Source organism: Dyella soli, assembly GCF_054482295.1.
Map to the genome: position 1 here is coordinate 1,281,330 of NZ_JBTFFU010000001.1, position 25,535 is coordinate 1,306,864.

A 25,535-nucleotide genomic window follows, 5' to 3' on the forward strand; every position below is an offset into this window, starting at 1 on the left:
CGATGCGGCTATGCGACTCGCGATGGCTGACTCGCCCTGCATGGAAGCGCGCCCGGCTCAGCCCCCGCGCGCCCGCATGGTGCGCGTGCGGGCCGCCCGCTGCGCCGCTGCCGCGCGCCCTGCCGTGCCCTTGGTCCTGGTCGCCTTCTTCGCTGTCGCCTTGCGCCCTTCCGCGGCCTTGGTCCGCGCACCTTTTTGCGCCGACGCCGATCGCTCCGCTGCCGTGCGCGCGGCGGCCGCCTTGCGTGCGTGCCGTGCCAGCGCCGTCTTCGAAGCGGCTGCCGTGCCTTCGCGTTGCAGGGCTTGCGTGCTCGCGCGGCTGCGCTTCGCCGAAGCGCGCTTCGCCGCCGTTTTCACCGCGGGCTGCTTGCGGCTGCCCTTGCCGGCAACGGCGGCGCCCGCCTTTGCCGGTACCGGAATGCCCGCGCGACGTGCCTGCGACAAACCAATGGCGATGGCCTGCTTGGCGGAACGGGCGCCATGTTTGCCTTCGCGGACGTGATGGATCTCTTCGCGCACAAACTCGCCGGCCTGCGTACTGGCCGACTTGCCCTCACGCTGGTCCTTGCGCGCACGCGCCTTGGCATTCTCGGTGGGCATCACGCGGCTCCGGTGGGGACGGGGAGTCCGATGCTGCGTGTCGGCGCGTGAAGCGCGGGGCAAAGAAAGCTCAAGGCGACCTCAGGCCTTCACGCGACGGCGCTGTCCTCGGCGGGATCTTCCGCGGCCACAAACCCGCCTGTCTGGCGTTGCCACAGTCGCGCATACAGACCGCCGTGGGCGATGAGTTCGGCGTGCGTGCCGCTTTCCACGATCAGCCCCTTGTCCATCACCACCAGGCGGTCCATGCGCGCGATGGTGGAGAGACGATGGGCGATGGCGATCACCGTCTTGCCCTGCATCAGGATGTCTAGGCTGTCCTGGATGGCGGCCTCGGCCTCCGAGTCCAGCGCGGACGTGGCTTCGTCCAGCACCAGGATGGGCGCGTCCTTCAGCAGCACGCGTGCAATGGCCACGCGCTGGCGCTGGCCGCCGCTGAGCTTGACGCCACGTTCGCCGACCAGGGCCTCATAGCCGGAACGGCCCTCGCCATCGACCAGCTGCGGAATGAACTCGTCCGCCCTCGCCTTGCGCACCGCCTCGTGCACTTGTGCCTCGGTGGCGTCGGGCCGCCCGTACAGCAGGTTGTCGCGGATGGAGCGATGCAGCAGCGAGGTGTCCTGCGTCACCACGCCGACCTGCGCGCGCAGGCTCTCCTGCGTGACCTGGGCGATGTCCTGGCCGTCGACGAGGATGCGCCCGCCCTCCAGGTCGTACAGCCGCAGCAGCACATTCACCAGGGTGGTCTTGCCCGCGCCGGACGGGCCCACCAGCCCGATCTTCTCGCCGGCGCGCACCGCGAGATTGAGGCCGGCCATCACGCCGCCCTGCTTGCCGTAGTGGAAGTGGATGTCCTCGAAACGCACCGCGCCATTGGTCACTTCCAGCGGCATCGCGCCCTCGCGGTCCTGCACGGCACGCGGCCGGGAAATGGTCTCGATGCCGTCCTGCACGGTGCCTACGTTCTCGAAGATGCCGTTGACCACCCACATGATCCAGCCGGACATGTTGTTGATGCGGATGACCAGCCCGGTGGACAGGGCAATCGCGCCTACCGTGACCTTGCCCTGGCTCCACAGCCAGATCGCCAGCGCCGAGGTGCCCACGATGAGCAAGCCGTTGATGGTCGTGATGGTCACGTCCATCGCCGTGGTCAGGCGCGTCATCGCGCGCATGCGCGTGATCTGCTCGCCCATGGCGTCGGCCACGTAGGCTTCCTCGCGCTGGGTATGCGCGAACAGCTTGAGCGTAAGGATGTTGCTGTAGCCGTCGACGATGCGTCCCATCAGGCGCGAACGCGCCTCGGACTGGCGCCACGAGCGCTCCTTGGTGCGCGGCACGAAGAACGCCAGCGTTGCCACATACGCCACCAGCCACAGCACCAGCGGCGCAGCCAGCCAGACGTCCGCCTTGGCGAACATCACGATCGCGCTGCCGGTGTAGATGGCCACGTACCAGATCGCATCGACGATCTGCACCGCCGACTCACGCAGCGCGCCGGAGGTCTGCATGATGCGGTTGGCGATGCGGCCGGCGTAGTCGTTCTGGAAGAAACCCAGGCTCTGGCGGATCACGTAGCGATGGTTCTGCCAGCGGATGCGGTTGGTCAGGTTGGGCACGATGGCCTGGTTGACCAGCAAGTCGTGCAGGCCGATGAACACGGGGCGCGCGACCAGCGCGACCAGGCCCATCCACAGCAATTCGCGGCCATGCTGCTGGAAGAAGCCGGCGGCCGGCGCGCCCTTGGCCATGTCCACGATGCTGCCGATGAAGCCGAACAGCGACACCTCGATGATGGCCACGCCGAAGCCGACCACGATGGCGGCGGCGAACACCGGCCATACCTGGCGCAGGTAGAACACATAGAAGCGCCACACCGACTGTGGCGGCATGCCGTCGACGGGCTCCTTGAAGGCGTCGATCAGCGATTCGAACCAGCGGAACACCATCGGGACTCGTCCTTGGGGAAAACAGCGAGGCGGCTCACTACTGCGTGAAGGCGCGCCGGGGGAGTTTCAAGCGATGCGCGGGCATCGCGGCGGCAGGCCCGGTTGCGCCGGCCGGATTATACGATATATCTTAAGACTGTTACTTAAGATATATCGGAGAGTGTCATGGGATTTCGACATCTGTTTGTACGCCACTACCACCATCACCACCACGACGGACGCGACGCCTGCGCCCGCGAGGCCATGGGCATCGGTCGCGGCCGCGGTTTCGGCCGGGGGCTGGGCGATGAAGAAGGCCAGGGCTGGGGCGGCATGGGCGGCCGCTTCCGCGGCGGGCGCGTGTTCGGCCACGGCGACCTCCGGCTGATCCTGCTGGCCCTGATCGCCGAACAGCCGCGCCACGGTTACGAATTGATCCGGACCATCGAGGAGATGTTCGATGGCGCCTATGCACCCAGCCCCGGTGCGGTGTACCCCACCCTGACCCTGCTGGAAGAAATCGGCCATGCCAGTGTCGCCAGCGGCGACGGCAAGAAGCTCTACACCATTACCGCCGAAGGCGAGGCCTTCCTGGCCGCCAACCGGGAAGCGGTGGACGCGGTGATGTCGCGCATGGAGCACACCGCCAAGATGTTCGCCCGTGCCGCCGCCCCGATGGCCTTGCGCGAAGCGATGCACCAGCTCAAGCGCGCGCTGTTCATGCACGGCGGACCATGGAACGCGACCGAGGTGAAGCGCGTGCGCGACATCATCCAGAAAGCGGCGGACGACATCGCCAGGGGAAGCAGGGAGAGCTGAGCCTGCCAGCGCGAGCGCGGTGACATGGATGTCATCCATCGCGATGGCGTGAAGGCCTGCCGCTGAACACGCCATCAAGGCATTTATTCATTGACCGCTCCGGAACGGGCCCGGATCATGCGGCCATGCCCATTCTTTCCCGTTTGCTGCTGATCGTCCTGCTCGCCCTCGGCACGCTGCCCGCGCTGGCGGACAACGGCGCGCAGAATGCGCCGGCGCCGCTACAGGCGCCCACGGTGACCGCGGATCAGCTGAGCCAGCAGCTCGACCAGATCAAGCAAGGCATCACCGACCGCAACAAGCTCACTGACGAACTGCTGGTGAGCCTGCGCACGAAGACCGCCAGCGTGGGGCAGCAGGCCGACCAGCTCAGTGCCAGCCTCACTCCGCAGGCCGACAGCCTCAAGGCCAAGCTCGACGTGCTCGGCCCCGCGCCTGAAAAGGGCGCGCCGCCGGAGTCGGCGGACGTCACCAATCAGCGCAAGCAGCTCAGCAAGGACAAGGCCGACCTCGACGGCCGCATCAAGCAGGCCAAGACGCTGAGCCTGGAAAGCCAGTCGCTGATCAACCAGATTGCCAGCCTGCGCCGCGACCTGTTCCAGGCACAGATCAGCCAGCGCACCGAATCGCCGCTCACGCTGACGTTCTGGCAGACCTTGGCGCGCAACACCGCCGACGACCGCCCGAGCGCGCTGCTGCTCGGATCGAAGATCGGCGCAGCGATGAGCCAGGCCTGGCAACCGGGCAACCGCCTGCCGTTCGGGATCTGCATCACGCTGTCGCTCGCCCTGCTCGCCTTTGGCCGGCGTTTCCTGGAATCCCGGCTGCTAGGGATGGCCAGCCGGCACCTGCCGTCCGGCCACCTGCGCCGCAGCGCCATGGCCGTGCTCATCGCGCTGAGCACGTCGCTGACCTATGGCCTCGCCGCCTGGCTGGGCTATCTGGCGTTCAACTGGAACGGCGTGCTCGACCAGGACGTCGACGACCTGGTGCAGCCGCTGGTCAGGCTGGTGTTTTTCGCGGCCTGCCTGTCAGGCCTCGGACGCGCCCTGCTCTGCGTGAATCACCCCTCGTGGCGACTGGCGCCGTTCTCCGACGACCTGGCCCGGCGGCTGCGCCTGTTCCCCACCCTGCTGGCCTACTGCACGCTGATGGTCGGCCTGGTCGCCCTCATCAACGACGCCATCGGCGCCAGCGTGGCCAGCGCCGTGGCGACCAACGCCCTCGCCGCCACCCTGATCTGCGGCCTGATCGGCGCCATGCTGCTGACCATGGGCCGGGCCCGCCGCGCCTTGCTTGCCAGCGGCGAGCAGCCGGCACGGCGGCCGCTGTGGGTCGGGCTGCTGGTCGGGGGCGCGGTGCTGGGTGTGTTGCTGGCGCTGCTGGGCGTGCTGTCCGGCTACATCGCCCTGGCCTTCTTCCTCACCCGCCAGATGATCGGCTCGGGCTTCATCATCGTGGCGCTGTACCTGCTGATGCATCTGGCGAACGACCTGTTCGAGTCCCTGCTGTCGCCCGAATCGCGATCGGGCACGCGGCTGCAGGAGTCTTTCGGCATCAGCGCGCCGAGGCTGGAACAGACGTCCACCGTGCTGTCCGGCATCACCCGCGTGTTCCTGTTGCTGCTGACCCTGCCGCTGGTCCTGGCGCCTTTCGGCGCGGGGCCGGCCGAACTGATGAGTCGCGGCTCCCAGTTGTTTGCCGGACGTTCGCTCGGCTCGCTGCAGATCGTGCCGGGAAATATCTTCAGCGCGCTGATGGTGCTGCTCATCGGCACGGTCATCCTGCGCGTCATCAAGCGCTGGCTCAGCCAGCAGCTGTTGCCCAAGACCTCGTTCGACGTGGGCATGCAGACCTCCATCGTCACCATGCTGGGTTACCTGGGCGGCATCCTGGTGTTCGTGCTGGTGCTCGGTGCGCTCCAGGTCGACGTCAAGAGCATCGCCTGGGTGGCCAGCGCGCTGTCGGTCGGTATCGGTTTTGGCCTGCAGGCCATCGTGCAGAACTTCATTTCCGGCCTGATCCTGCTGGCCGAGCGCCCGGTGAAGGTGGGTGACTGGGTCAGCATTCCCGGCGTGGAAGGCGATATCCGCCGCATCAACGTGCGCGCCACCGAGATCCAGATGGGCGACCGCTCCACCATGATCGTGCCCAATTCGCAGCTCATCACGCAGAACGTGCGCAACGTGACGCTGGCCAATGCGCAGGGGCGCGTGCAGATCCGCCTGCCGATGCCCATGAGCAGCGACGCCTCCAAGGTGCGACAGCTCATCTTCGACATCCTGCACAAGCATCCGGCCACGCTCAACACGCCTGCGCCCACGGTCCAGCTGGACAGCATCGACACCGGCTCGCTGCTGTTCGTCTGCACGGCCTATGTGAGCAGTCCGCGCGATGCCAGCAACGTCAAGAGCGACCTGCTGTTCGAGATCATCGAGCGGCTGCGCAAGGCCGACCTGCCGCTCACCACCCCGCAAGACATGGTCGTGCGCACCATGGCGCACGACAGCGGCACGCCGCCCAATCCGCTCACCACGGCGGTTCCGGCAGGCAAGACCTGACAGGCGCCATCCATCGGCCTAGACTCGGCATGCCGCCGGGAGTCTGCCGATGGGACACCACGTTGTCGTACCCGCGCCGCCGCTCGATGCCCTGGTCGCCCGCCTGTGGGACTGGGAAATGCCGCCCGCTGCGCATCACTACGAACGCGTGCTGCCGGTGCCCGGCGCGGCGCTGATCATCAACCTCCACGAAGACGAGACCCGCCTCTACAGCGATGACGACGAGCGGCGCTGCGTGCGCGCGCCGGCCGCGGTTATCGGCGGCCCCTGCCTGCGCAGCCAGATCATCGACACCGCCGAGCAGGTGCGCGTGATGGGTGTGGTGTTCCACCCCGGCGGCGCCCACGCGCTCACCGGCGAGGATCACCGCGTGCTGGTGGAGCGCGACATCGGGCTGGAAGACCTGTTTGGCCACAGTGCGCACCAGCTGCGCGAACAGCTGCTCGACACGCCTGACGCTCGGATCCGGCTCGCCGTGCTGGAACGCTGGTTGCTGGCGCGCATGCGGCTGCCGCGGCTGGCGCCCGAGGTGGCGCATGCGCTCGAGCAGATCGCCCGCCTGCCCCAGGTCGTGCGCATCGGCGCGCTGGTGCGCGACACCGGGCTTTCCGACTATCGCTTCGGCCGCCTGTTCCGGCGGCAGGTGGGCATGGGACCCAAGCGCTATGCGCGGCTGATGCGCTTCCGCGCCGTGGTCGATGCCGTGTATCGCTGTTCGACGGTGGACTGGAGTGGCGTCGCCGCCGATGGCGGCTACGGCGACCAGGCGCATCTGGTGCACGAATTCCGCGACTTCGCCGGGGTCACGCCAACGGCGTTCATGGCGGCCCGGGGCCCGTACCCGAACCACCTGCCGCTGGACTAGCCGGGCCGGCATCCCACTCGGAAAATCGACAAGACAGCGGCGTGCCGATGGGTAAGCTGGCGGCGTCCCCGACCAAGGAGTTCCCGACATGACGACCCAGGCGGCTTCCGGCAGCACCATCATTCCCTGCCTGCGCTATCGCGATGCCCACGCGGCGATCGACTGGCTGTGCAAGGCGTTCGGCTTCACCAGGCAGGCCGTGTACGACGACGAAGAGGGCGGCGTGGCGCATGCGCAGCTGGTCTACGGCAAAGGCATGGTCATGCTCGGTTCGGTGCGCGACAACGACTTCGGCCGCCGCATGGTGCAGCCCGACCAGGTCGGCGGCAGCGAAACGCAGTGCCCCTGCGTGATCGTGCAGGACTGCAAGGCCCACTACGAGCAGGCCAAAGCTGCCGGCGCGGTGATCATCGACGAATACGCCGAGAAGGATTATGGCGGCGCCGGCTACAGCTGCCGCGACCCGGAAGGCCACCTGTGGTGGTTCGGCAGCTACGACCCGTGGGCGCCGGCTGAGTCGCAGGCCAGCGCATAGGCAGGAAGTCATGGTGGGAGGGTGTCGGCCACTCGCTTAAAGTGAGTTTGGTCCGACCGCTCCTTCACCATCACCCCTGCCCGGCTGCTGCGGCGACCGGGCCACCGGAGGTTTCATGCGCATCCGCCGTACCCTGCTCGCCGCCGCCACGCTCGCCGCCTTCGCCGCCGGCCTCGCCCAGGCGCAGACCGCACCGCTCACGCCGGACGTACCGCAGGCCGCATTCAAGCCTTCCACGGCGGGCTACGACTACGTCAGGCGCGAGGTGATGATCCCGATGCGCGACGGCGTCAAGCTGCATACGGTAATCGTCATCCCCAAGGGCGCCACGCACGCGCCGATCCTGCTCACGCGCACGCCGTACGACGCCAGCGGCCGCACGGCGCGCATGCAGTCACCGCACATGAATGCGCAGCTGCCGCAGGGTGATGAAATGTTCGTGCGCGGCGGCTACATCCGCGTGTTCCAGGACGTGCGCGGCAAGTACGGCTCCGAGGGCGACTACGTGATGACGCGTCCGCTGCGCGGCCCGCTCAACTCCAGCGAGGTCGACCACTCCACCGACGCCTACGACACCATCGACTGGCTGGTGAAGAACCTGCCCGAGTCCAACGGCAAGGTGGGCATGCTCGGCTCGTCCTACGAAGGCTTCACGGTGGTGATGGCGCTGATCCATCCCCATCCGGCGCTGAAGGTGGCTGCGCCGGAGAGCCCGATGGTGGACGGGTGGATGGGCGACGACTGGTTCCACTACGGCGCCTATCGCCAGACCAACTTCGACTACATCTACGGCCAGACCGCGCAGAAGGGCAAGGGCGAAGGCGTGCCGCGCAACGGTTTTGACGACTACAGCAATTTCCTCGAGGCGGGTTCGGCCGGTGACTATGCGCACGCCCATGGTTTCGAGCAGCTCGCGTTCTGGCGCAAGCTCGACGAGCACCCGGCGTTTGACGCGTTCTGGCAGAACCAGGCGCTGGACAAGGTCATGGCCGCCCAGCCGCTGACCGTGCCGACCATGTGGCTGCAGGGCCTGTGGGACCAGGAAGACATGTGGGGCGCCATCCACAGCTACGAGGCGACCGAGCCGAAGGACCGCGCGAACGACAAGAACTACCTGGTGATGGGCCCGTGGCGGCACAGCCAGGTGAACTACGACGGCACCTCGCTCGGCCCGCTGCAGTGGGAAGGCGACACCTCGCTGCAGTTCCGTCGGGACGTGCTCAAGCCGTTCTTCGACCAGTACCTGGTCGATGGCGCGCCGAAGGCCAGCACGCCGCCGGTACTGATCTACAACACCGGCCTCAATCGCTGGGACCGTTACAAGGCCTGGCCGCTGAGCTGCGACAAGGGCTGCGCCAACAAACCGAAGGCGCTCTACCTGGGCGCCGCCGGCACGCTGGCCTTCCATGCGCCGACCACCGATGCCGTCAAATATGACGAGTATGTCTCCGATCCGGCCAAGCCCGTGCCCTACCAGCCGCGCCCGGTGCACTTTGCCGACCACGACGCCTGGACACGCTGGCTGGTCAACGACCAGCGCTTCGTGGATGGCCGTCCAGACGTCCTTACCTATGTCAGCGAGCCGTTGACCGAAGCGCTGCACATCGGCGGAGCGCCGCAGGTGAACCTGTACGCCTCCACCAGCGGCACCGACAGCGACTGGGTCGTGAAGCTGATCGACGTGTATCCGGACACGGTACCGTCCAATCCGTCGATGGGCGGCTACGAACTGGCGGTATCGCTGGACATCTTCCGTGGCCGCTATCGCACCAGCTTCGAGCATCCGCAGGCGATCACGCCGGACCAGCCGCTGCTCTATGCGTTTGGACTGCCGACCACCAACCACGTGTTCCAGCCCGGCCATCGCATCATGGTGCAGGTGCAGTCGAGCCTGTTCCCGCTGTACGACCGCAACCCGCAGAGCTACGTGCCGAACATCTTCGATGCCAGGCCCGCGGACTATCAGAAGGCCACGCAGCGCGTGTGGCACACGCCCGGCACGGCCAGCTTCATCAGCCTGCCCGTGGTGCCGAACGGCTGATCCCACCCGCACGACCAGGGCGGCGCGACAACCCTCAAGCGGGTCGATCTCCGGGTCGGCCCGTTTTCTTTTTCGAAGCTTTCCGGCCACTTGCAATTAATTAAATGTGGGATTAATTTATTCCGCATGGCCACCGACAAGCCACACGCCCCGCGCCACCGCAGCCCACCCCGGCGGGCGCCGGGCCGCCCCGCACTGGACAGCCCGGAGCTGCGGCCGCGCCTGATCGATGCGGCGATCGCCTGCTTCGCCCGCGACGGCATCGCCGGCACCTCGCTGCGCGGCATCGCCGCCCATGCCGGCGTGACGCCCGCCCTGCTCAACTACTACTTCGGCAGCAAGCTCGCGCTGCGCGATGCCGTGTTCGAGGAACGCCTGATGCCTGCCGTGATGTCGCTGCGCGAGCATCTTGCCGAGGTCGGCGACGACCATCGTGCGGCGGCGCAGGCCTTCGTGCGCGGCGTGTTCGCCCTGGTCGAGATCCACCCGTGGTTTCCCTCGCTGTGGGTCCGCGAAGTGCTGTGCGAAGGCGGCGCGCTGCGCGAGCTGCTGCTGGCACGCATCGGCCCCGAACTGCCGCAACTGCTCGCGCGGCGTTTTGCCGACGCCCAGCGACGCGGCCAGCTCAACGCCGATCTCGACCCGCGCCTGATGGTGGTCTCGCTGATCGGGCTGACGCTGTTCCCAGCGGCCAGCGCACCGATCTGGCGCCAGATTTTCCAGGCCGACATCGGCATGGATGCCCTGGCCAGCCACGCACTCGCCCTGCTCGGGCATGGCATGGATCCCCACGATGCAAACTGATCGCCTGATGCGCCTGGTCCACTTGCTGCCGGTCCTGCTGCTGATCGCCGGCTGCCATCGCGAACCGCCGCACGTGCTGGGCACGCTGGAATTCGACCGCATCACCCTGCCCGCGCCGGCGGCCGAGCACATCGTGCAGATCGACGTGCGCGAAGGCCAGTACGTGCGCGCCGGCACGCGCATCATGCAACTGGAAACCACGCGCACCCGCGCCGCGCTGGAATCGGCGCAGGCGGACCTGCAGCACCAGAAACAGGTGCTGCTGGAACTCGAGAACGGTCCGCGCGAGGAACAGATCCGCCAGGCGCGCGCATCGCTGGTCGGCGCACAGGCCGAAGCCCGCGACGCCAATGCCTACTTCCAGCGACTGTCGGCCCTGGCGCGGCAACAATTCGTCGCCGCCTCCGATCTCGACCGCGCGCGCGCCGCCGCGCACAACGCCGACGCCACGGTCGCGGCCGATCGCGCCGTGCTTGACGAACTGAACAACGGCTCGCGTGCCGAAGACGTGGCGCAGGCGCGCGCCGCCGTGGCGTCCGCGGTCGCCACCGCCAACTCGCGCGCCGTGGACCTGGAGAAGCTCGACCTCATCACGCCGCGCGACGTCCGCGTCGACAGCCTGCCGTACAAGCTGGGCGACCAGGCCCAACCGGGCACGCCGCTGGTGATCCTGCTGGCCAGCGACACGCCCTATGCGCGTGTCTACGTCCCCGCCGCCTTGCGACCGGCGGTGAAGGTAGGCGACGAGGCCGTGGTGACCTTGCAGTACGGCACGCACAGCTTCCGCGGCAAGGTGCGCATGATCCGCAGCGAACCGACCTTCACTCCCTACTACGCGCTGAGCGGCGACGATGCCACGCGCCTGAGCTACCTGGCCGAGATCGCGCTGGGCGAGGACGCCAGGGATTTGCCGCAGGGCTTTCCCCTCGCCGCCGAGTTCCCCGGGAAGAACACGCATGACTGAGCCGGCCATCCATGCACGTGGGCTCACCAAGCGGTTTGGCACGCTGGTCGCGGTCAACGGCGTGAACCTCGAGGTACCGCGAGCCTGCGTGTATGGCTTCCTCGGTCCCAACGGATCGGGCAAGTCGACCACCATCCGCATGCTGTGCGGCCTGCTGACCCCGAGCGAAGGCGAGATCGAGGTGCTCGGCCTGCACATTCCGCAACAGGCGGAGCAGCTCAAGCGACGCATCGGCTACATGACGCAGAAGTTCTCGTTGTTCGATGACCTGTCGGTGCGCCAGAACCTGGAATTCATGGCCACCGTGCAGGGCCTGTCCGCTGCCGACACGAAAGCGCGCGTCGACGACCTGCTCCGTCGCTACCGACTGGACGATCGCGAGCGGCAGCTCGCCGGCACCATGAGCGGCGGACAGAAGCAGCGCCTGGCACTGGCCGGCGCCATCGTGCACAAGCCGGAACTGCTCCTGCTCGACGAACCGACCAGCGCGGTCGATCCCGAATCGCGCCGCGACTTCTGGGAAAAACTGTTCGAGCTCGCCGACGCCGGCACCACCATCCTGGTTTCCACCCACTACATGGACGAAGCCGAGCGCTGCCATCGCCTGGCCATCCTCGACACCGGCAACCTGGTGGCCGACGGTACGCCGAAGGAACTGACGGAGAAGTTACGCGGGCGCACCTTCCTGATCCGCGCCGAGTCGCCGCGTGAGGTCAAGCAGTTGCTGGACGACCAGGCAGACGTGCTGAGCGTCGCCCAGATCGGCAACGAACTGCGCGTGCTGATGCGCGACAACCACGTGGCCGTCGACACGCTGCGCTCCCGCCTGCAACAGGGCGGACCGGAGGTCGAGATCGAAAGCGTGCCACCCAACCTGGAAGACGTGTTCGTGGTCGCCACGCGCCGGCACAGCCAGCGCGAGGAGCAGGCCGCGTGAACCTGCGCCGCCTGTGGGCCATCATGATCAAGGAGCTGCGCCAGTTGCGGCGCGACCGCGTCACGCTCGCCATGATCATGGGCATGCCGATCCTGCAGCTGGTGCTGTTCGGCTATGCCATCAACCTCAACCTGCGCGACCTGCCCGCGGCCGTGGCCGACCAGGCGCAGACGGCCGGCTCGCGTGCGGCCATCCAGGACATGCTCGCCAGTGGCGTCGTCGAAGCGAAGGCCACGGCGCAGACCCCGCAGCAATTGGTCGACTTGCTGCGCGAGGGGCGCATCAGCGTCGGCATCGCCGTGCCGCCCGATTTCGAACGTCGCAAGCTCGATGGGCGCGAGGCGATCCAGGTGATGGTGGACGGCAGCGACAACGTGGTGCAGTCGGCGGCGGGGCAGCTTGCACAGTACCCGTTGAACCAGCCCGACAACTTCCACGCCCGCGCCGACACGCCGATCAGCATAGTGAGCTTCTACAACCCCGAGCGACGTTCACCGGTCAATATCGTGCCGGGCCTGATCGGCGTGATCCTCACCATGACGATGGTGCTGTTCACCGCCGTCGCCATCGTGCGCGAAACCGAACGCGGCAACATGGAGCTGCTCATCACCACGCCGGTGAGTCGCACGGAGCTGATGATCGGCAAGGTGCTGCCCTATGCCGCGATCGGCCTGGTGCAGACCAGCGTGGTGTTGCTGCTTGGCCTGTGGCTGTTCCGTGTGCCCGTGCGCGGGACGCTGTGGGACGTCTACATGGCGGCCAGCCTGCTGATCCTGGCCAATCTTTCGCTGGGGCTGCTGATCTCGACGCGCGCCCGCTCGCAGTTCCAGGCGATGCAGATGACGTTCTTCGTGTTCCTGCCCTCGATCCTGCTGTCCGGCTTCATGTTTCCCTATGCCGGCATGCCGCATCCCGCGCAGTGGATCGCCGAACTGCTGCCGCTCACCCACTTCATGCGCCTGATTCGCGGCATCATGCTGCGCGGCGCGGATCTCGGCGACATGTGGCCCGACAGCGTAGCCCTGCTGGTGTTCATCGTGGTGATGCTGACGCTGGCGATCCGGCTGTTCCACAAGCGGCTGGACTGAACCGCCGGAACGACGAAGGGCCGGCGGTTGCCGGCCCTTCGTGAGCTGCTGCGATTACTGCGTGCAGGCCTTGCCATGATCGGCGTGGAAGCCCTTGGCCTTGGCATCCGCTTCGCTCATGTACGAACCTGACTTGGTCTTGCCGTACCACTTGTCACCCTGGCAGTGATAAACCTTGCTGCTGGAGTTGACCCAGACCATGCCCGGACCGCCACCCGGCGCCGCCGTGGCCGGCGGCTGCGAGGCTGCCTTGGAGCCGCCCGGCGCCGGTGCCGTGGTCTTGGGCGTGTTGCCCGGCGTGGCAGGTGCCGCCGCCATCTTGTTTTCAGCGGCCGCTGCCGACGGTGCCGCCGTGCTGGCCGCGCCGTACCACTCCTTCACGCCCTTGTGCCCCGAACAGGCGCCGCTCTTGGACGCTGTATTGGTGTAGCTGCCGTCCTTGCATTGGCCCGTCGAACCGGCCGGCGCGGACGCCTGCTGTGCATACACCGCGGGCCCCATCAGAAAACCCGCGAGCAAGACTGCGATCAAACCGTAGGATTTCATCGTCGATCCCTCCATTGCGAACCCGTCTGTCCCATTCGGAATCCGCTCGCCATCGCGAGTGGACTGTCGCCGTGCATCGCTACCGGATGCACGCCAAGCGCCGTAACGCCTGTGGCGATGACTATGCATCAACGCCATGGCGCCACACGTCGTGGCAGCGCTGCGCGTTCATGCACCATGCGGCGAATTCGCAATATCGTGCGCCACTTCCGCTCGCTCTTTTCCGGCGATGGCCGGCGCGCCAATGCCTGGCGCCGACGCCCGCCCGGAACACGCAATTTCATGCGACTTTGCTGAGCGTGATCCGAACAGGCGGCGACGCCCCGGCCAATGCCTAGTGGTTAAGCATGATGTCGGTAATCACGCCGGTGGCGATGGCCACCAGCAGGAAGTCGCCCGTGTCGCTGCGAACCCACTGGTAGCCACGCGGCGGCTCATGCAGGTGGTATTCGTGCCAGTCGTTCACCACGTAGCGATGGTCACGATACTCCTCGGGCACCCGGCCACCCTTGTGGTACCAGCCCTCGTGCATGCCGCGATCATGCCCGACGAAGTAATCGTGGTGATCGCGGTCGTCGTGGTGATCGCGGTTGTCGCGGTTGTCGCGGTTGTCGCGGTTGTCGTGGTTGTCGTGGTTGTCGTGGTGGTCGTGGTGGTCTTCGTCCTGGTACGGCGCCGCGGCGATGGCGGTCGAGGCCATGACCGCGCCGAGCATCATGACAAGCAGTGCTTTCTTCATAACGTTCTCCCGACATGGAAACGGGTCGTCGGCGCTGGCCCGTTGCCAGGCACGAGGCGCCTTCGACGCGTCCCATATGGGGTGCCAGGCCATGCACGCGCGATGAATCGTGCCGCAGGATTTTTTGCTTCGGCCGTCCAAATTCCTGCGTTTGGCCAGGGTTCGGTTTCACCGCGCAAGCGGGGCTCAGCGGTGGGTGCGCCGCCACTGCCGGCGCCACGAAAACGCCTCGCCCCGCTGCGGGTCATGCAAACCCGGAGCAACAGGCCGCCCGCGCAGCTGCATGCCGGCGGGCGGCCCGGCGGTCACGGTGCCGCGCGCTTCAGGTTCGACTGCGGTCGTGCCACCGCATACATCTCCCAGGCGATCTGCTTGAGCAGTGCGGTGCGATCGCCGCCGCTTGCGTACAGGTCGAAGTGCGTCTTGCCGGGGAGGAAACGGATGTCCGACTGGGCGTGCAGGTCGTCAAGCACCGTCTTCAGGTGATGGGCCGAGCCATCCAGGTAGAACGTATCGGCCGTGCCGACGATCAGGTGGATCTTGCCGTCGAGGTCGGGTTTGAGCTGCGGCCACTGCGTCTGCAGGCGCTGGGCGATGTCGAAATGATCGCGCCAGTAGGACACGATGGTCGGGTCCACGTTGCCCGTGTCGCGATCGAACATCGGCTGCGGACGTCCATCCGCACCGCGCGGCGAGAACACCCATTCGAACGAGGCGATCTGGCCGCCATAGCTGCCGAGCACGCCCTCCATGCGGGCGAACTGCTCGAACGTCGCAAGCACCTTGCCGTTGTCGCGGATCAGCGGGTACGCCGTGCCGTCGGCCTTGCGATACATGTTGGCTTGTGGCGTATAAAGGTCCACGCCGGTGAAGTCATGGAAGTCGCTCGGGTCGGGCGAAGTCGACCAGGTGCCGCCAAACACTTTCGGGTAACGCGTCTGCAGCCACAGCGTGGCCCAGCCGCCGGACGAATGGCCATTGAGGAAACGGCCCGACACGTTCGCATCCATGTGGTAGCGCGATTCCAGTTGCGGAATCAGTTCTTCGGTGAGCGCCTGCCCCCACGGGCCGTTGTTCACCGAGTCGGCAAACTCGTGCGTGCCGGTGGCGCTGGATTCGTCCAGATACACCCAGATCATCGGCGGCATTTCGCCCTTGGACATCGACAACCAGGTGTTGGCGATGCCCGCTGCGAAGTGGTTGAGCCCGCCGCCAAAGCCGTGGGTGAGATACACCACGGGATAGCGCGTGGCGCTGTTCGCGTCGTAGCCGGGCGGCAGCAACACGAAACCGCGCATGTGGATGGGCCGCCCCCAGAACGCCGACAGGGCGGGACTCACGTAGTCGAGGTCCTCGGTGTGGTGGCGTGCCTCCGGCAGGGCATCGCGCGTGGCCTGCGTGGCCGACGCCGGCAAAGCCCACGGGTCCCGTGCGGGCAGCGTCGTGGTCAGCTTCAGTGTGGTGGTGGCATTGGCCGGCAGATGCAGCTTGACCACGTCGCTGACCAGGTCACCGCCGTCGCGTCCGCTGTAGTTGTAACTGTGGTCGGTGTCGAGCACCGCCTGGACGTAGTAGTCGCCCGGCGGCAACGCGGCCAGCGGACCCGGGAAGGCCATGGCATCCGCATCGATATCGACGCCCTGCCCCGGCGCCAGCCGGCTCACTTCGCGCGCCGCCACGCTGACCTTGCCCGGTGCCAGTGGATCGACGTCCACCGCCTTCACCGCGCCGCCCTTGTTCTCGGCCTCGGCACTGGCAGCGTCCTCGGCAAACAGCAGCAGGCGCCCGGACTCCGCCGCGGCGCCGGGCGTGGCGATGTCGACGTGGAAACGCTGCGACGCCGCCGGTGCCGCGGTACGGGAGCAGCCCGTTCCGATCGCCAGCCCCAGACCCAACAACACGATCGGTGTAACCCGATGCATACGCATTGACACTCTCCCCTATGCGCGTTCCCCGTGCGGGGGAACGACCCCATTGCACTGATGGCCAGGCCGCGAATGCGGCCACGTTCACTCCGCTTTCGTCGCCTTGCCGGCCTTCACCGGCGCAAGTCGCAGATCCTGGAAATCGAAACTGAAATCGGTCAGCGGCGAGACCGGCTCCATGCGCACTTCGCGCACCTTGCCGTCCGCATCGAGCGAATAGCTGACGAAGGCGTCGGCGTTCATCGAGCGATCGTCCCAGCGCACGATGAAGGTATCGTGCTGCCACGGCTCCATGCTACCGGCGAGCTGGGCCGTCTTGGCGAACGCCATGCGCAGCTTGCCGCCCTGCTGGCTCACCACCACGTCGCCGTACCAGGGGTCGCGATAGCGGCCGGCGTAGCCCGCCAACGGCAGCGACGGCTTGCTGTTCCGGTCGCGCGCCGCCTCGTGCTTCTTCCAGCTGTCGTCCGCATTGCCCTCGGACTTCTTCACGGCGGCGGCATACGCTGCCACCCAGTCCTTCTTGTCCTTGCCCAGGTAGGCATCGAGCACGCGATAGGTCACTGCGTTGAACGCCGCGCCCGACTCCTGGTTGGTCAACACCACGACACCGAGCTTGAGTTCCGGCACCAGCGTCACGCGCGACACCATGCCCGGCCAGCCGCCGGTGTGCCATACCAGGCGCTGGCCGTGATAGTCGGAGAGGGACCAGCCTTCGCCGTAGCCGGCGAAGTTGGGCCGCATGTCCCTGAGCTCCGGTACCGGCGGCTCGGCGATCTTCATCGGGATCAGCATCGACCACATCTGCTTCTGGCTTTCTTCGGAGAACAGCCGCTTGCCGTCCGGCAACTTGCCGCCGTCCAGCTGCAGGTTCATCCATTTGGCCAGGTCGTGCACGCTGGCATAGATGCCACCGGCGCCGGCGTTGTTCGACCACGCCATCGGCGGCACCGGCTTGAGCTCGGCGAAATTGAACCTGGCATGGCCCATGGCCACGTCCATGCCAGGCTTCAGCTGCGACATGTCGATCAGCGATTCATCCATGCCCACCGGCTTGAAGATGCGGTTGCGCACGAAGTCCGCATAGCCCTGGCCCGAGACCTGCTCGATCACCAGGGTGGCGACCGCGAACAGGATGTTGTCGTAGGCATAGGCACTGCGGAAGCTCGTCGCCAGCGGCACGTTGCGCAAGTGCTGCACGACTTCCCTGGTGGAGTAGCCCGTGGGTGGCCAGTACAGCAGGTCGCCGGCGCCCAGGCCCAGGCCGCTGCGGTGCGCCAGCAGGTCGCGGATGCGCATCTCGCGCGTCACGTAGGGGTCGGACATCTGGAACCACGGCAGGTGATCGATCACCCGATCGTCCATGTCGAGCTTGCCTTCCTCGGCCAGCATCTGCAGCGACGCGGCGGTGAACGCCTTGGTGTTCGACGCGATGGCGAACAGCGTACGGGCATCCACCGGCGCGGGCTTGCCCAGTTCGCGCACGCCATAGCCCTGCTCCAGCACGACCTGCCCGTCCTTGACGATCGCCACCGCGATGCCTGGCACGTCGAACTGCTTGCGGGCGCTGTCCACGTAGGCGCCGAAGTCCTGCAACTGGGCGGGAAGCGCGGCTTGCGCGCTGCTGCCGACGACAGCGGGAGCCGTTGCCGGCGGGGCCGGCTCGGCCCACGCCGGGGTCGCGAGCACCAGCAGGGCAACACAGCCCGCCAGGCGCGGGGACAGGACTCGCAGGGACATCGATGGCTCCGGAACGGCAAAGCGCCACACTATCGCGGCAAAGCAGCGCCGGAGCCAGCACTGGAAGTCATGCCCGTGCGCGGGCGCTCGACGGACTTCCCCGCAACAGGGATCATGCCGGCGCTGGAGGAGCCTCATGAACGAACACATGGAATGGATTGCCGCGCACGCGCTGCCACTATGGGCCGCGTTGCTGGTACTGGCGCTGCTGGCGGGAGACCTCGCCTGGCAATGGAACCGACGCGAACGCAACGCCGCGCTTGCGGGTGGCCGGGAGCCGCTGGCGATCCGCGGGCGCACCGTGGCCATGTTGCTGGTCGCGATGACGCTGCTGTTCGCCGCGATTGCACTGGCCGTCGGCGCCGAGGCGCAAGGCTGGCTGCCCGGCTTCGACGTCGCCCTGGCGCAGGGCCTGCGGACGAACATGCGTCCGGCCACCCTGCACCTGATCGCCGCCGTGTCGCACCTTGGCGACCTGTGGACGGTGGCCGCGGCGGGCGTGCTGGTGCTGGCGATCCTGCTGCTGCGACGGCAGTTGCGCCTGGCCGCCTGCTGGACCGTCGCCATGACCGGCATCGTGCCGATCAACAGCGGCCTCAAGGCGTGGTTCCAGCGGGCGCGCCCGCCGCATGATGCGGGCATCATCATCGAGCACGGCTGGAGTTTCCCCAGCGGGCACGCGTTCGGCGCCGTAGTGTTCTACGGCATGCTGGCCTATGTCTTGCTGCGCGTGTTGCCGCTGCCGTGGCATCGCCTGGTGATCGCCGGCGCCGTTGCCATGGTGGCGGTGATCGGCGTGAGCCGCATCCTGCTGCAGGTGCACTACTTCAGTGACGTGATGGCCGGCTACGCCAGCGGGCTGGCCTGGCTGGTGCTGTGCGTGGGCGGCGCGGAATGGTGGCGCCTGCGCGGCGCCGCCTGAGCAGGCCGTGCCGGCCTGCTAGTCAGGCGAATACAGCTTCTGCTGCAGCAACTGCTTCGCCGCATCGTCCGGCGCACCCAGCCAGATCCAGTCGTCATTGGCAGGGTCATTGCTGTCCACATCGCTGGGCTCCCCCGGCTTGCGGCGCGCGAACAGGCCGCTCATCGCATGGGTGTTTTCGTCGTACAGCACCAGGATGCGTTCGGACGGACAGTCATGCGGCTTGCAGGCCGTCGCCAGCCACCAGGCGCGCCCCTCCAGTTCCACTCGTTGCGCCGGCGTGGAGGTGCCGCCCTGGCGGGTCCACGGAGGCAGCTGATCGGCACCGGAGAGGGCCACAAAGGCGCTGGCAAAATCTGGATGCTGCAGCAGATCGCGGAGATATTGCGGCCCGGTCCTGGCGATGTGGCTTGCGGCCACCGACGTTGCATGCGCCGCCGGCCCCGCGGACGGACTTGCAGCCCCATGCGGTTGCGAGCAGGCCACGCAGGCGACGGATATGACGAGCACGAGCGCGTAGCGGCGATCCATGAACGTCTCCCTGCGTGGCGAAGCGCCCGCGCCGGACCGCGACGAAGGACGCGTGGCGCGCCGGCCCGGCCGGCTACGCTACGCGCCTGTGGTCAGGCCAGCTTGCGCGCCGCGGCGACGACGTCGGCCTCGCCCGGCAGCACCAGCAACGCGGCGCCGGCAAGCGGCGTGTAGGTGTCGGCACCCACCACGCGCTGCAAGGGTGTGGAACCATGGCCGGCTTCCACGATGGCCGTGATCACGCCTTCGCCCACGCCTGCGCTGCGCCGGCCTTCATCCAGCACGATGATGCGCCTGGCCGACTTTGCCTGCGCGGCGATGAAGGCATCGTTGAGAGGCGCCAGCCAGCGCAGGTCCACCACGCGCGTCTTCCAGCCCAGTTCTTGCCCGATGCTGCGCGCGGCGCGCAAGGCCATCGGCACGCCGTTGCCGAAGGTGAACACCACCAGGTCATTGGCGTCTTCGTTGTACACGCGGCCGTCACCCAGCGTCATCGACTCGCCGGGGGCCGGGTACTCGAACTGCCACTGGCCATCGCCTGCTTCGTACAGGTCCTTGGTCATGTACAGCGCGATCGGCTCGAGGAAGGCACAGACACGCCCGTCCACCTTGGCCAGCGCCGTCATCGTGCGCAGCATGTTGGCGGCGTCGTCGCCGCGACTGGCGCAACCGACCACGAGCCCGGGAATGTCGCGCAACGCGGCGATCGAGTTGTCGTTGTGGAAATGCCCGCCAAAGCCCTTCTGGTAACCCAGGCTGGCCACGCGCATCACCATCGGGTTGCGGTACTGGTCGTTGGAGAAGAACTGCAGCGACGCCGCCTCGCCGCGGATCTGGTCGCAGGCGTTATGGAAATACGCCAGGTACTGGATCTCCGGGATCGGCAGCATGCCCATGTTGGCGTAACCCTGCGCGAGGCCAAGGATGATCGTTTCGTCGAGCAGCGTGTTGAACACGCGGCTGTTCTTGAACGCCTTGTGCAGGCCCTTGGTGACGGTGTACACGCCGCCCTTCTGCGCCACGTCCTCGCCGAACAGCAGGGACTCGGGATACTTCGCCATCACATCATGCAGCGCCTGGCCGATCTGGATGGCCAGATGTCGCGGCGGCTGCTTCTCCGGCAACTTCTCCTCGCCACCGAACGCCGCGATGCGGCGATCCTGGTAGTCCGCGCGCCCGGCCTCGGCCTTCACCGCGGCCGGCGTGTAAGGCGCCAACGGCTTCATCACCTCGGGCAGCGTGGTCAGGCGCGGACGGCGATCGGCATCCTCCGCCGCCTCGAAACAGCGCTTGCGCGTGGCTTCGTACAAGGCCAGCAACGACTCGCGGCTGTACAGGCCCGAGGACAGCGCGATCTCGGCCGAACGCAGCAGCGGGTCGCTGGCTTCCACCGCGAACAGTTCCTCCACGCTGCGCCATTCGATCTCGAAATCGGTGCCGGCGTGACCCATCACACGGGTGGTCCGCAGATGCAGGAAAGTCGGGCGGCGCGTGTGGCGGCAATGTTCGACCGCCTCCTGCACCTGCGCATAGCCGCTGGCGAGGTCCAGGCCATCGGCAAAGAAATAGTCCAGGTCGGCGCGATGACGGAAGTTGTTGGCGACCCAGCCGTTGGGCGTCTTCACCGAAATGCCGATGCCGTTGTCCTCGCACACGTACAGCACCGGCGCCGGCAGCTTCTGGTAGGCCGTCCACGCGGCCGCGTTGAAGGCGGTCTGGGCGGTGGCGTGGTTGGAGGACGCGTCGCCGAACGAGCACACCGTGATGCTGTCGTCGGGAATCGGCAGCTTGTGGCCGATGCGGCGCGCCTGCTCGATGGCGATGGCCGTACCCAGCGCCTTGGGCAGGTGCGAAGCGATGGTCGAAGTCTGCGGCAGCACCCACAGCGGCTTGCTGCCCCACACCTTGTGGCGGCCGCCCGAGGCCGGGTCTTCCATGCTGGCCGCGAACGAAAGCGCCGAATCCATCACCGGATCCATGCCCGGCAGCTTGCGGAAGCGCTCGGCCATGAAGCCGCCGGAGCGGTAATGCAGGAAGGCCGGATCGGTGTGGCGGGTAAGCCGCGCCACCATCGCATTTCCTTCATGGCCGCTGGAACCGATGGTGTAGAACACCTTGTTCTGCACGCGCAGCACGCGCGCCATCAGGTCGAGGTGGCGGCTGATCAGCTGCGATTCGAGCAGTTCGCGAAAGCCCTGCGCATCGAGCGTGCTGCCCGGCAGCACCGGCGAATGATTGCCGTGCGGTGCATGGACCTCGCCCTGCCACAGCCTGACGAACTCGATGAAGTTCTGGTCGACGATCTCGGCGCGGTTGAAGCCTTTGTGGCGTGCCGTGAGGGAATACGGGATGGCAGTCATGATGTCTCGTCAACGAACGGCCGCGGTGGCGGCAATCGGGGGATTATCGAATCGGGTGTCACGAACGCGCCAGTACGGAGCGTACATTCCCGCTCCCCTGCGGGCGACCCGAAGGTCTTCCCCGCGGGAGAGAGGGCCAGGGTGAGGGACCCATCTTGCGGCCAGGCAACATCGAAGCCGGCTTCGTAAACACGTCATGGCGAGCACCCACCCCTCACCTCAGTCCTCTCCCCGGCGGGGAGAGGAGGTCAGGGTTCGCAGCGATGCGGCGCGGCGCAGGTCCTTGTCGCGTCCAAAGCTTTCAAGAATGCGAATCTGATCCGCCACCGACGGCACCGGCACGGCGAGGCCATTCAGGCCGACCAGGGTCAGGCGCCCTGCCTTCACCGGCTGCCAGGCGTCGCCATCATGGAGCTCCAGCCCGCCCATCACTTCCACCGGCAAGCCCGGGAAGCGGAATCGTGCGAAGTGCGAGCGGAAACGATCCGCACCGGCGAGCTCGTGCATCGCTTCGCGCCGCGGGGCCCACAGCGCCATCAGCCGTTGCGCGTCGTCGCGCGAGACCAGCACGTCCACATCGGCCACGCTGACCTCGGCCCCGACCAGCAGCGCCGCGGCACTGCCGATCAGGCACCACGGGTCGACGCAGTGCACGTGCAGTTCCGGCACGATCTCGGCCAGGGTGGCGTACAGCGCAGGCGTTACGTGGCTCATGCGCGCCGGCGTCGCCATTCGTCGCGGGTCTGGCCCCAGATTTCCATGGGCAGGTCCTCGAACGGTGCGGGCAACTTGCCCGGCCCCCGGCAACGCGAACCCAGCCGCTGCGCCAGTGCCTGCGAAGGGACGTTGGCCGGGTCGATGCAGTGGATGATGTCGGTCCAGCCAAGCTGGTCGATCGCCCAGTCGATGCTCACGCTGGCGCCTTCCTGCGCATAGCCCTTGCCCCAGGCGTCACGCACCAGTCCCCAGCCCACTTCGGTGCCGGGCCAGCCTTCCGGCTGCCAGGGACCCATGCGACCGATCCAGCGGCCGCTGCTTTTCTCGATCACCGAGAACATGCCGAAACCCTGGATGGCCCAGGCGCCGACCATGGTGAGAAAACCGCGCCATGCCGCCGCGCGGGGCTGCACGCCGCCGACGAAGCGGGCCGATTCCGGATGGGCCATGTTGGCGGCCCAGGCGTCGAAATCCTCCCCGCGTGGCGGGCGCAGGATCAGGCGATCGGTTTCGATGCGGATGTCTTGCCAGCTCATGCCGTGCAACCTCTCAACTACGTTGGCGGACGCTCGTCGTCGTCCCGGTATGCGCCGGGACGACCAACCCTTCCGCTCAGAACGCGTTGATGCCCGTCAGCTCGCGGCCCACCACCAGCTGGTGCACCGTCTCGGTGCCTTCATAGGTGATGACCGATTCCAGGTTGAGCGCATGGCGGATCGCCACATGCTCGGTGGTGATGCCGGCGCCGCCGAGGATGTCGCGGCATTCGCGCGCGATGTCGATCGCCATGCGGCAGTTGTTCCACTTGGCCAGCGATACCTGGGTGGGCTGCATCTTGCCCGCGTCCTTGAGGCGACCCAGCTGCAGCGAGAGCAGTTGCGCCATGGTGATGCGGCGGGCCATCTCGGCCATCTTCAGCTGCACGGCCTGGTTGGAAGCCAGCGGACGACCAAACAGCACGCGCTCCTGGGTGTAGTCGAGCACTTCCTTCAGGCAGGCCTGGGCGGCGCCGATCGGGCCCCAGGTGATGCCGTAGCGCGCCTGGGTGAGGCAGCCGAGCGGCCCCTTCAGGCCCTTCACGTTCGGCAGGCGGTTGGCTTCCGGCACGCGCACGTTGTCGAAGAACAGCGCGGAAGTGACCGACGCGCGCAGGCTCATCTTCTTGTGCACTTCCTGCGCCGTGAAGCCCTTGGTGTCGGTGGGCACGATGAAGCCCTGGATGCCGTCCTCGGTCTGTGCCCACACGATGGCGATGTGCGCGAGGTTGCCGTTGGTGATCCACATCTTGGCGCCATTGATGACCCAGTCACCGCCATCCTTGCGGGCGTGGGTCTTCATGTTGGCCGGGTCCGAGCCGCCGTGCGGTTCGGTCAGGCCGAAGCAGCCGATGACTTCGCCGGCAGCCATCTTCGGCAGGTAATGCTTTTTCTGCTCCTCGGTGCCGTACGCATAGATCGGGTACATGCACAGCGAGCTCTGCACGGAGGCAAAGCTGCGCAGGCCCGAATCGCCGCGCTCCAGCTCCTGGCAGATCAGGCCATAGCTGACGCCATTCATGCCGGCGCAGCCGTATTCCTCGGGCAGCGTGGCGCCAAGCAGGCCCAAGCCAGCGATCTCGGAAACCAGTTCCTTCGGAAAGCGGCCCTGGTCGAAGCAGTCGCCGATGATCGGCAGCACCTTCTCATCGACGAAGCGACCGACGGAGTCCTGCACCATGCGCTCTTCGTCGGAAAGCAGCGAGCGAACGTCGTAGAGATCAAGCGGATTCAGGCGTGCGGACATGCTTCGGTTCCGTGACTGGGGCAAACCACCATTCTAGCCGGCCTGCCCGGCCCGGTCATGACCGGGTGCAACAGCGGCCGGGTAGGCGGCCGGGGCGCGCTGTGGGACCATGCACCCCACCGTCGTCGCAGTGATCGCTGGGACGCAGCCTCCCCACTATCCGCCACGTGCGTGCACCGCCCGCCCGGCGGCCGGGTGGCGCGTCCGGCCAGGGCCGGGATGACGGGCACGCATTCCCCAGCCGGACCATCCATGTTCAAAGGTGTTCTCCTCGGCTTCGCCTGCTACGCGGCCTACGCGATCAGCGATGCCTTCGTGAAGTCGCTGCGCGGCTCGTTGCCGGCCTACGAAGCGGTGTTCTTCGGCGCCGTGCTGATGCTCGCCGCCCTGCCCTTCATCCGGCACGCGGGCGATCGCTACGTCGAGGTGTTCCGTGCGCGCAAGCCGCACCTGTGGTGGATCCGCGCCATCACCGGCGCGATCTGCAATATCTCGGCGGTGATCGCGTTCACCGCCCTGCCCATGGCCGAAGCGTTCGCGCTCATCTTCCTGCTGCCCATCTTCGTCACCCTGCTGTCGGTGGTGTTCCTCAAGGAACACGTGGGCTGGCGCCGCTGGTCGGCGGTGATCGTGGGCTTTGTCGGCGTGCTGGTGGTATTGCGCCCCGGCTTTCGTGTGCTCGGCGCGGGACACCTCGCCGCCATGTCCTGCGGCCTCTCCGGCGCGGTTTCCGTGGTGGCCCTGCGCATGGCCGGGCCGCACGAGAAGCGCATCAGCCTGTATGGCGCGGGCGTCATCGGTCCGCTGCTCAGCGGCGGCCTGCTGATGCTGCCGGCCTTCGTCTGGCCGGAGCTGCACCAATGGTTCCTGCTGGCCGGTTACGGCCTGCTGGCCGGGCTGGCCGGCGTGCTGCTGATGCTGGCCACGCATCACGCACCCGCCAACCGCGTGGCACCGACCCAATACAGCCAGATGCTGTGGGCGATCGGCTTCGGCTACTGGCTGTTCGGCGATCGACTCGACTGGCCGATGCTGATCGGCATCGCACTGATCCTCGGCTCGGGCCTGTTCACCCTGGTGCGCGAAGAGCAGGTCACGAACTGGTGGAAGCGCACCAAGATGGTCTGATCG

General features: G+C 67.2%; 22 protein-coding genes. 11 read left to right on the forward strand and 11 right to left on the reverse strand.

The window, feature by feature from the left end; all coding sequences use genetic code 11:
- Nucleotides 1-57 precede the first annotated feature (57 nt).
- Both ACXU4B_RS05905 and ACXU4B_RS05910 read right to left on the reverse strand, forming a co-directional pair.
- The gene (locus tag ACXU4B_RS05905) at nucleotides 58-600 is read right to left on the reverse strand and encodes a DUF6496 domain-containing protein (protein WP_131408628.1); all 543 of its coding nucleotides are present in this window, start codon (nucleotides 598-600) and stop codon (nucleotides 58-60) included.
- An 89-nt stretch (nucleotides 601-689) separates the two neighbouring features.
- The gene (locus tag ACXU4B_RS05910) at nucleotides 690-2,546 is read right to left on the reverse strand and encodes an ABC transporter ATP-binding protein (RefSeq protein ID WP_165583192.1); all 1,857 of its coding nucleotides are present in this window, start codon (nucleotides 2,544-2,546) and stop codon (nucleotides 690-692) included.
- Nucleotides 2,547-2,714: 168 nt separating this feature from the next.
- On the opposite strand from ACXU4B_RS05910, the gene ACXU4B_RS05915 reads away from it, so the two are divergent.
- The 9 genes from ACXU4B_RS05915 to ACXU4B_RS05955 all read left to right on the forward strand — a co-directional run bounded on the left by ACXU4B_RS05915 (nucleotide 2,715) and on the right by ACXU4B_RS05955 (nucleotide 13,142).
- Complete coding sequence (locus ACXU4B_RS05915; RefSeq protein ID WP_131408632.1) at nucleotides 2,715-3,347, forward strand: PadR family transcriptional regulator; 633 nt, start codon at nucleotides 2,715-2,717, stop codon at nucleotides 3,345-3,347.
- Nucleotides 3,348-3,472: 125 nt separating this feature from the next.
- Nucleotides 3,473-5,908: a DUF3772 domain-containing protein gene (locus ACXU4B_RS05920; RefSeq protein ID WP_131408634.1), complete on the forward strand. Its 2,436-nt coding sequence runs from the start codon at nucleotides 3,473-3,475 to the stop codon at nucleotides 5,906-5,908.
- Nucleotides 5,909-5,957: 49 nt separating this feature from the next.
- A complete protein-coding gene (locus tag ACXU4B_RS05925) occupies nucleotides 5,958-6,773 on the forward strand; it encodes a helix-turn-helix domain-containing protein (protein ID WP_131408636.1) in 816 nt (271 codons plus the stop codon).
- Nucleotides 6,774-6,861: 88 nt separating this feature from the next.
- The gene (locus ACXU4B_RS05930; protein ID WP_131408638.1) at nucleotides 6,862-7,308 is read left to right on the forward strand and encodes a VOC family protein; all 447 of its coding nucleotides are present in this window, start codon (nucleotides 6,862-6,864) and stop codon (nucleotides 7,306-7,308) included.
- A gap of 115 nt (nucleotides 7,309-7,423) precedes the next feature.
- Complete coding sequence (locus ACXU4B_RS05935; RefSeq protein WP_131408639.1) at nucleotides 7,424-9,349, forward strand: CocE/NonD family hydrolase; 1,926 nt, start codon at nucleotides 7,424-7,426, stop codon at nucleotides 9,347-9,349.
- Between the two features lie 126 nt (nucleotides 9,350-9,475).
- Nucleotides 9,476-10,153 (forward strand): TetR/AcrR family transcriptional regulator, encoded by a 678-nt coding sequence (locus ACXU4B_RS05940; RefSeq protein ID WP_131408641.1) that lies wholly within the window; start codon nucleotides 9,476-9,478, stop codon nucleotides 10,151-10,153.
- Nucleotides 10,143-11,117: an HlyD family secretion protein gene (locus ACXU4B_RS05945; RefSeq protein ID WP_131408643.1), complete on the forward strand. Its 975-nt coding sequence runs from the start codon at nucleotides 10,143-10,145 to the stop codon at nucleotides 11,115-11,117. Before ACXU4B_RS05940 ends, ACXU4B_RS05945 begins: the two co-directional genes overlap by 11 nt.
- A gap of 7 nt (nucleotides 11,118-11,124) precedes the next feature.
- The gene (locus ACXU4B_RS05950) at nucleotides 11,125-12,054 is read left to right on the forward strand and encodes an ABC transporter ATP-binding protein (RefSeq protein WP_131410393.1); all 930 of its coding nucleotides are present in this window, start codon (nucleotides 11,125-11,127) and stop codon (nucleotides 12,052-12,054) included.
- Nucleotides 12,051-13,142, forward strand: a complete 1,092-nt coding sequence (locus ACXU4B_RS05955; RefSeq protein WP_131408645.1) for an ABC transporter permease — start codon at nucleotides 12,051-12,053, stop codon at nucleotides 13,140-13,142. Before ACXU4B_RS05950 ends, ACXU4B_RS05955 begins: the two co-directional genes overlap by 4 nt.
- A 54-nt stretch (nucleotides 13,143-13,196) precedes the next feature.
- On the opposite strand, the gene ACXU4B_RS05960 is transcribed toward ACXU4B_RS05955, so the two are convergent.
- The 4 genes from ACXU4B_RS05960 to ACXU4B_RS05975 all read right to left on the reverse strand — a co-directional run bounded on the left by ACXU4B_RS05960 (nucleotide 13,197) and on the right by ACXU4B_RS05975 (nucleotide 18,092).
- Nucleotides 13,197-13,688: a DUF3761 domain-containing protein gene (locus tag ACXU4B_RS05960; protein ID WP_131408647.1), complete on the reverse strand. Its 492-nt coding sequence runs from the start codon at nucleotides 13,686-13,688 to the stop codon at nucleotides 13,197-13,199.
- A gap of 334 nt (nucleotides 13,689-14,022) precedes the next feature.
- Nucleotides 14,023-14,427, reverse strand: a complete 405-nt coding sequence (locus ACXU4B_RS05965; protein WP_131408649.1) for an RcnB family protein — start codon at nucleotides 14,425-14,427, stop codon at nucleotides 14,023-14,025.
- Between the two features lie 305 nt (nucleotides 14,428-14,732).
- Nucleotides 14,733-16,355, reverse strand: coding sequence for an alpha/beta hydrolase (locus ACXU4B_RS05970; protein WP_131408651.1), 1,623 nt, complete (start codon nucleotides 16,353-16,355; stop codon nucleotides 14,733-14,735).
- Nucleotides 16,356-16,436: 81 nt separating this feature from the next.
- Nucleotides 16,437-18,092 carry a serine hydrolase gene (locus ACXU4B_RS05975; RefSeq protein WP_131408653.1) on the reverse strand — a complete coding sequence of 552 codons (1,656 nt, stop codon included), beginning with the start codon at nucleotides 18,090-18,092 and terminating at the stop codon, nucleotides 16,437-16,439.
- A 136-nt stretch (nucleotides 18,093-18,228) separates the two neighbouring features.
- Between ACXU4B_RS05975 and ACXU4B_RS05980 the strand changes: the two genes are divergently transcribed.
- On the forward strand, nucleotides 18,229-19,014 hold the full coding sequence (locus ACXU4B_RS05980) for a phosphatase PAP2 family protein (protein ID WP_131408655.1): 786 nt from the start codon (nucleotides 18,229-18,231) through the stop codon (nucleotides 19,012-19,014).
- Between the two features lie 18 nt (nucleotides 19,015-19,032).
- On the opposite strand, the gene ACXU4B_RS05985 is transcribed toward ACXU4B_RS05980, so the two are convergent.
- From ACXU4B_RS05985 to ACXU4B_RS06005, 5 genes are all read right to left on the reverse strand, one after another.
- Nucleotides 19,033-19,545 carry an Ivy family c-type lysozyme inhibitor gene (locus ACXU4B_RS05985; protein ID WP_131408657.1) on the reverse strand — a complete coding sequence of 171 codons (513 nt, stop codon included), beginning with the start codon at nucleotides 19,543-19,545 and terminating at the stop codon, nucleotides 19,033-19,035.
- Between the two features lie 92 nt (nucleotides 19,546-19,637).
- Nucleotides 19,638-21,905 (reverse strand): thiamine pyrophosphate-dependent enzyme, encoded by a 2,268-nt coding sequence (locus ACXU4B_RS05990; RefSeq protein WP_131408659.1) that lies wholly within the window; start codon nucleotides 21,903-21,905, stop codon nucleotides 19,638-19,640.
- A 219-nt stretch (nucleotides 21,906-22,124) separates the two neighbouring features.
- Nucleotides 22,125-22,619: a nucleotidyltransferase family protein gene (locus ACXU4B_RS05995; protein ID WP_131408661.1), complete on the reverse strand. Its 495-nt coding sequence runs from the start codon at nucleotides 22,617-22,619 to the stop codon at nucleotides 22,125-22,127.
- Entirely contained in the window at nucleotides 22,616-23,158 is a 543-nt protein-coding gene (locus ACXU4B_RS06000; RefSeq protein WP_131408663.1) for a GNAT family N-acetyltransferase, read from the reverse strand. Before ACXU4B_RS06000 ends, ACXU4B_RS05995 begins: the two co-directional genes overlap by 4 nt.
- A 76-nt stretch (nucleotides 23,159-23,234) precedes the next feature.
- Entirely contained in the window at nucleotides 23,235-24,404 is a 1,170-nt protein-coding gene (locus ACXU4B_RS06005) for an acyl-CoA dehydrogenase family protein (protein WP_131408665.1), read from the reverse strand.
- 252 nt (nucleotides 24,405-24,656) lie between these two features.
- Between ACXU4B_RS06005 and ACXU4B_RS06010 the strand changes: the two genes are divergently transcribed.
- Complete coding sequence (locus ACXU4B_RS06010; RefSeq protein ID WP_131408666.1) at nucleotides 24,657-25,532, forward strand: DMT family transporter; 876 nt, start codon at nucleotides 24,657-24,659, stop codon at nucleotides 25,530-25,532.
- The last annotated feature ends 3 nt before the right edge of the window (nucleotides 25,533-25,535 follow it).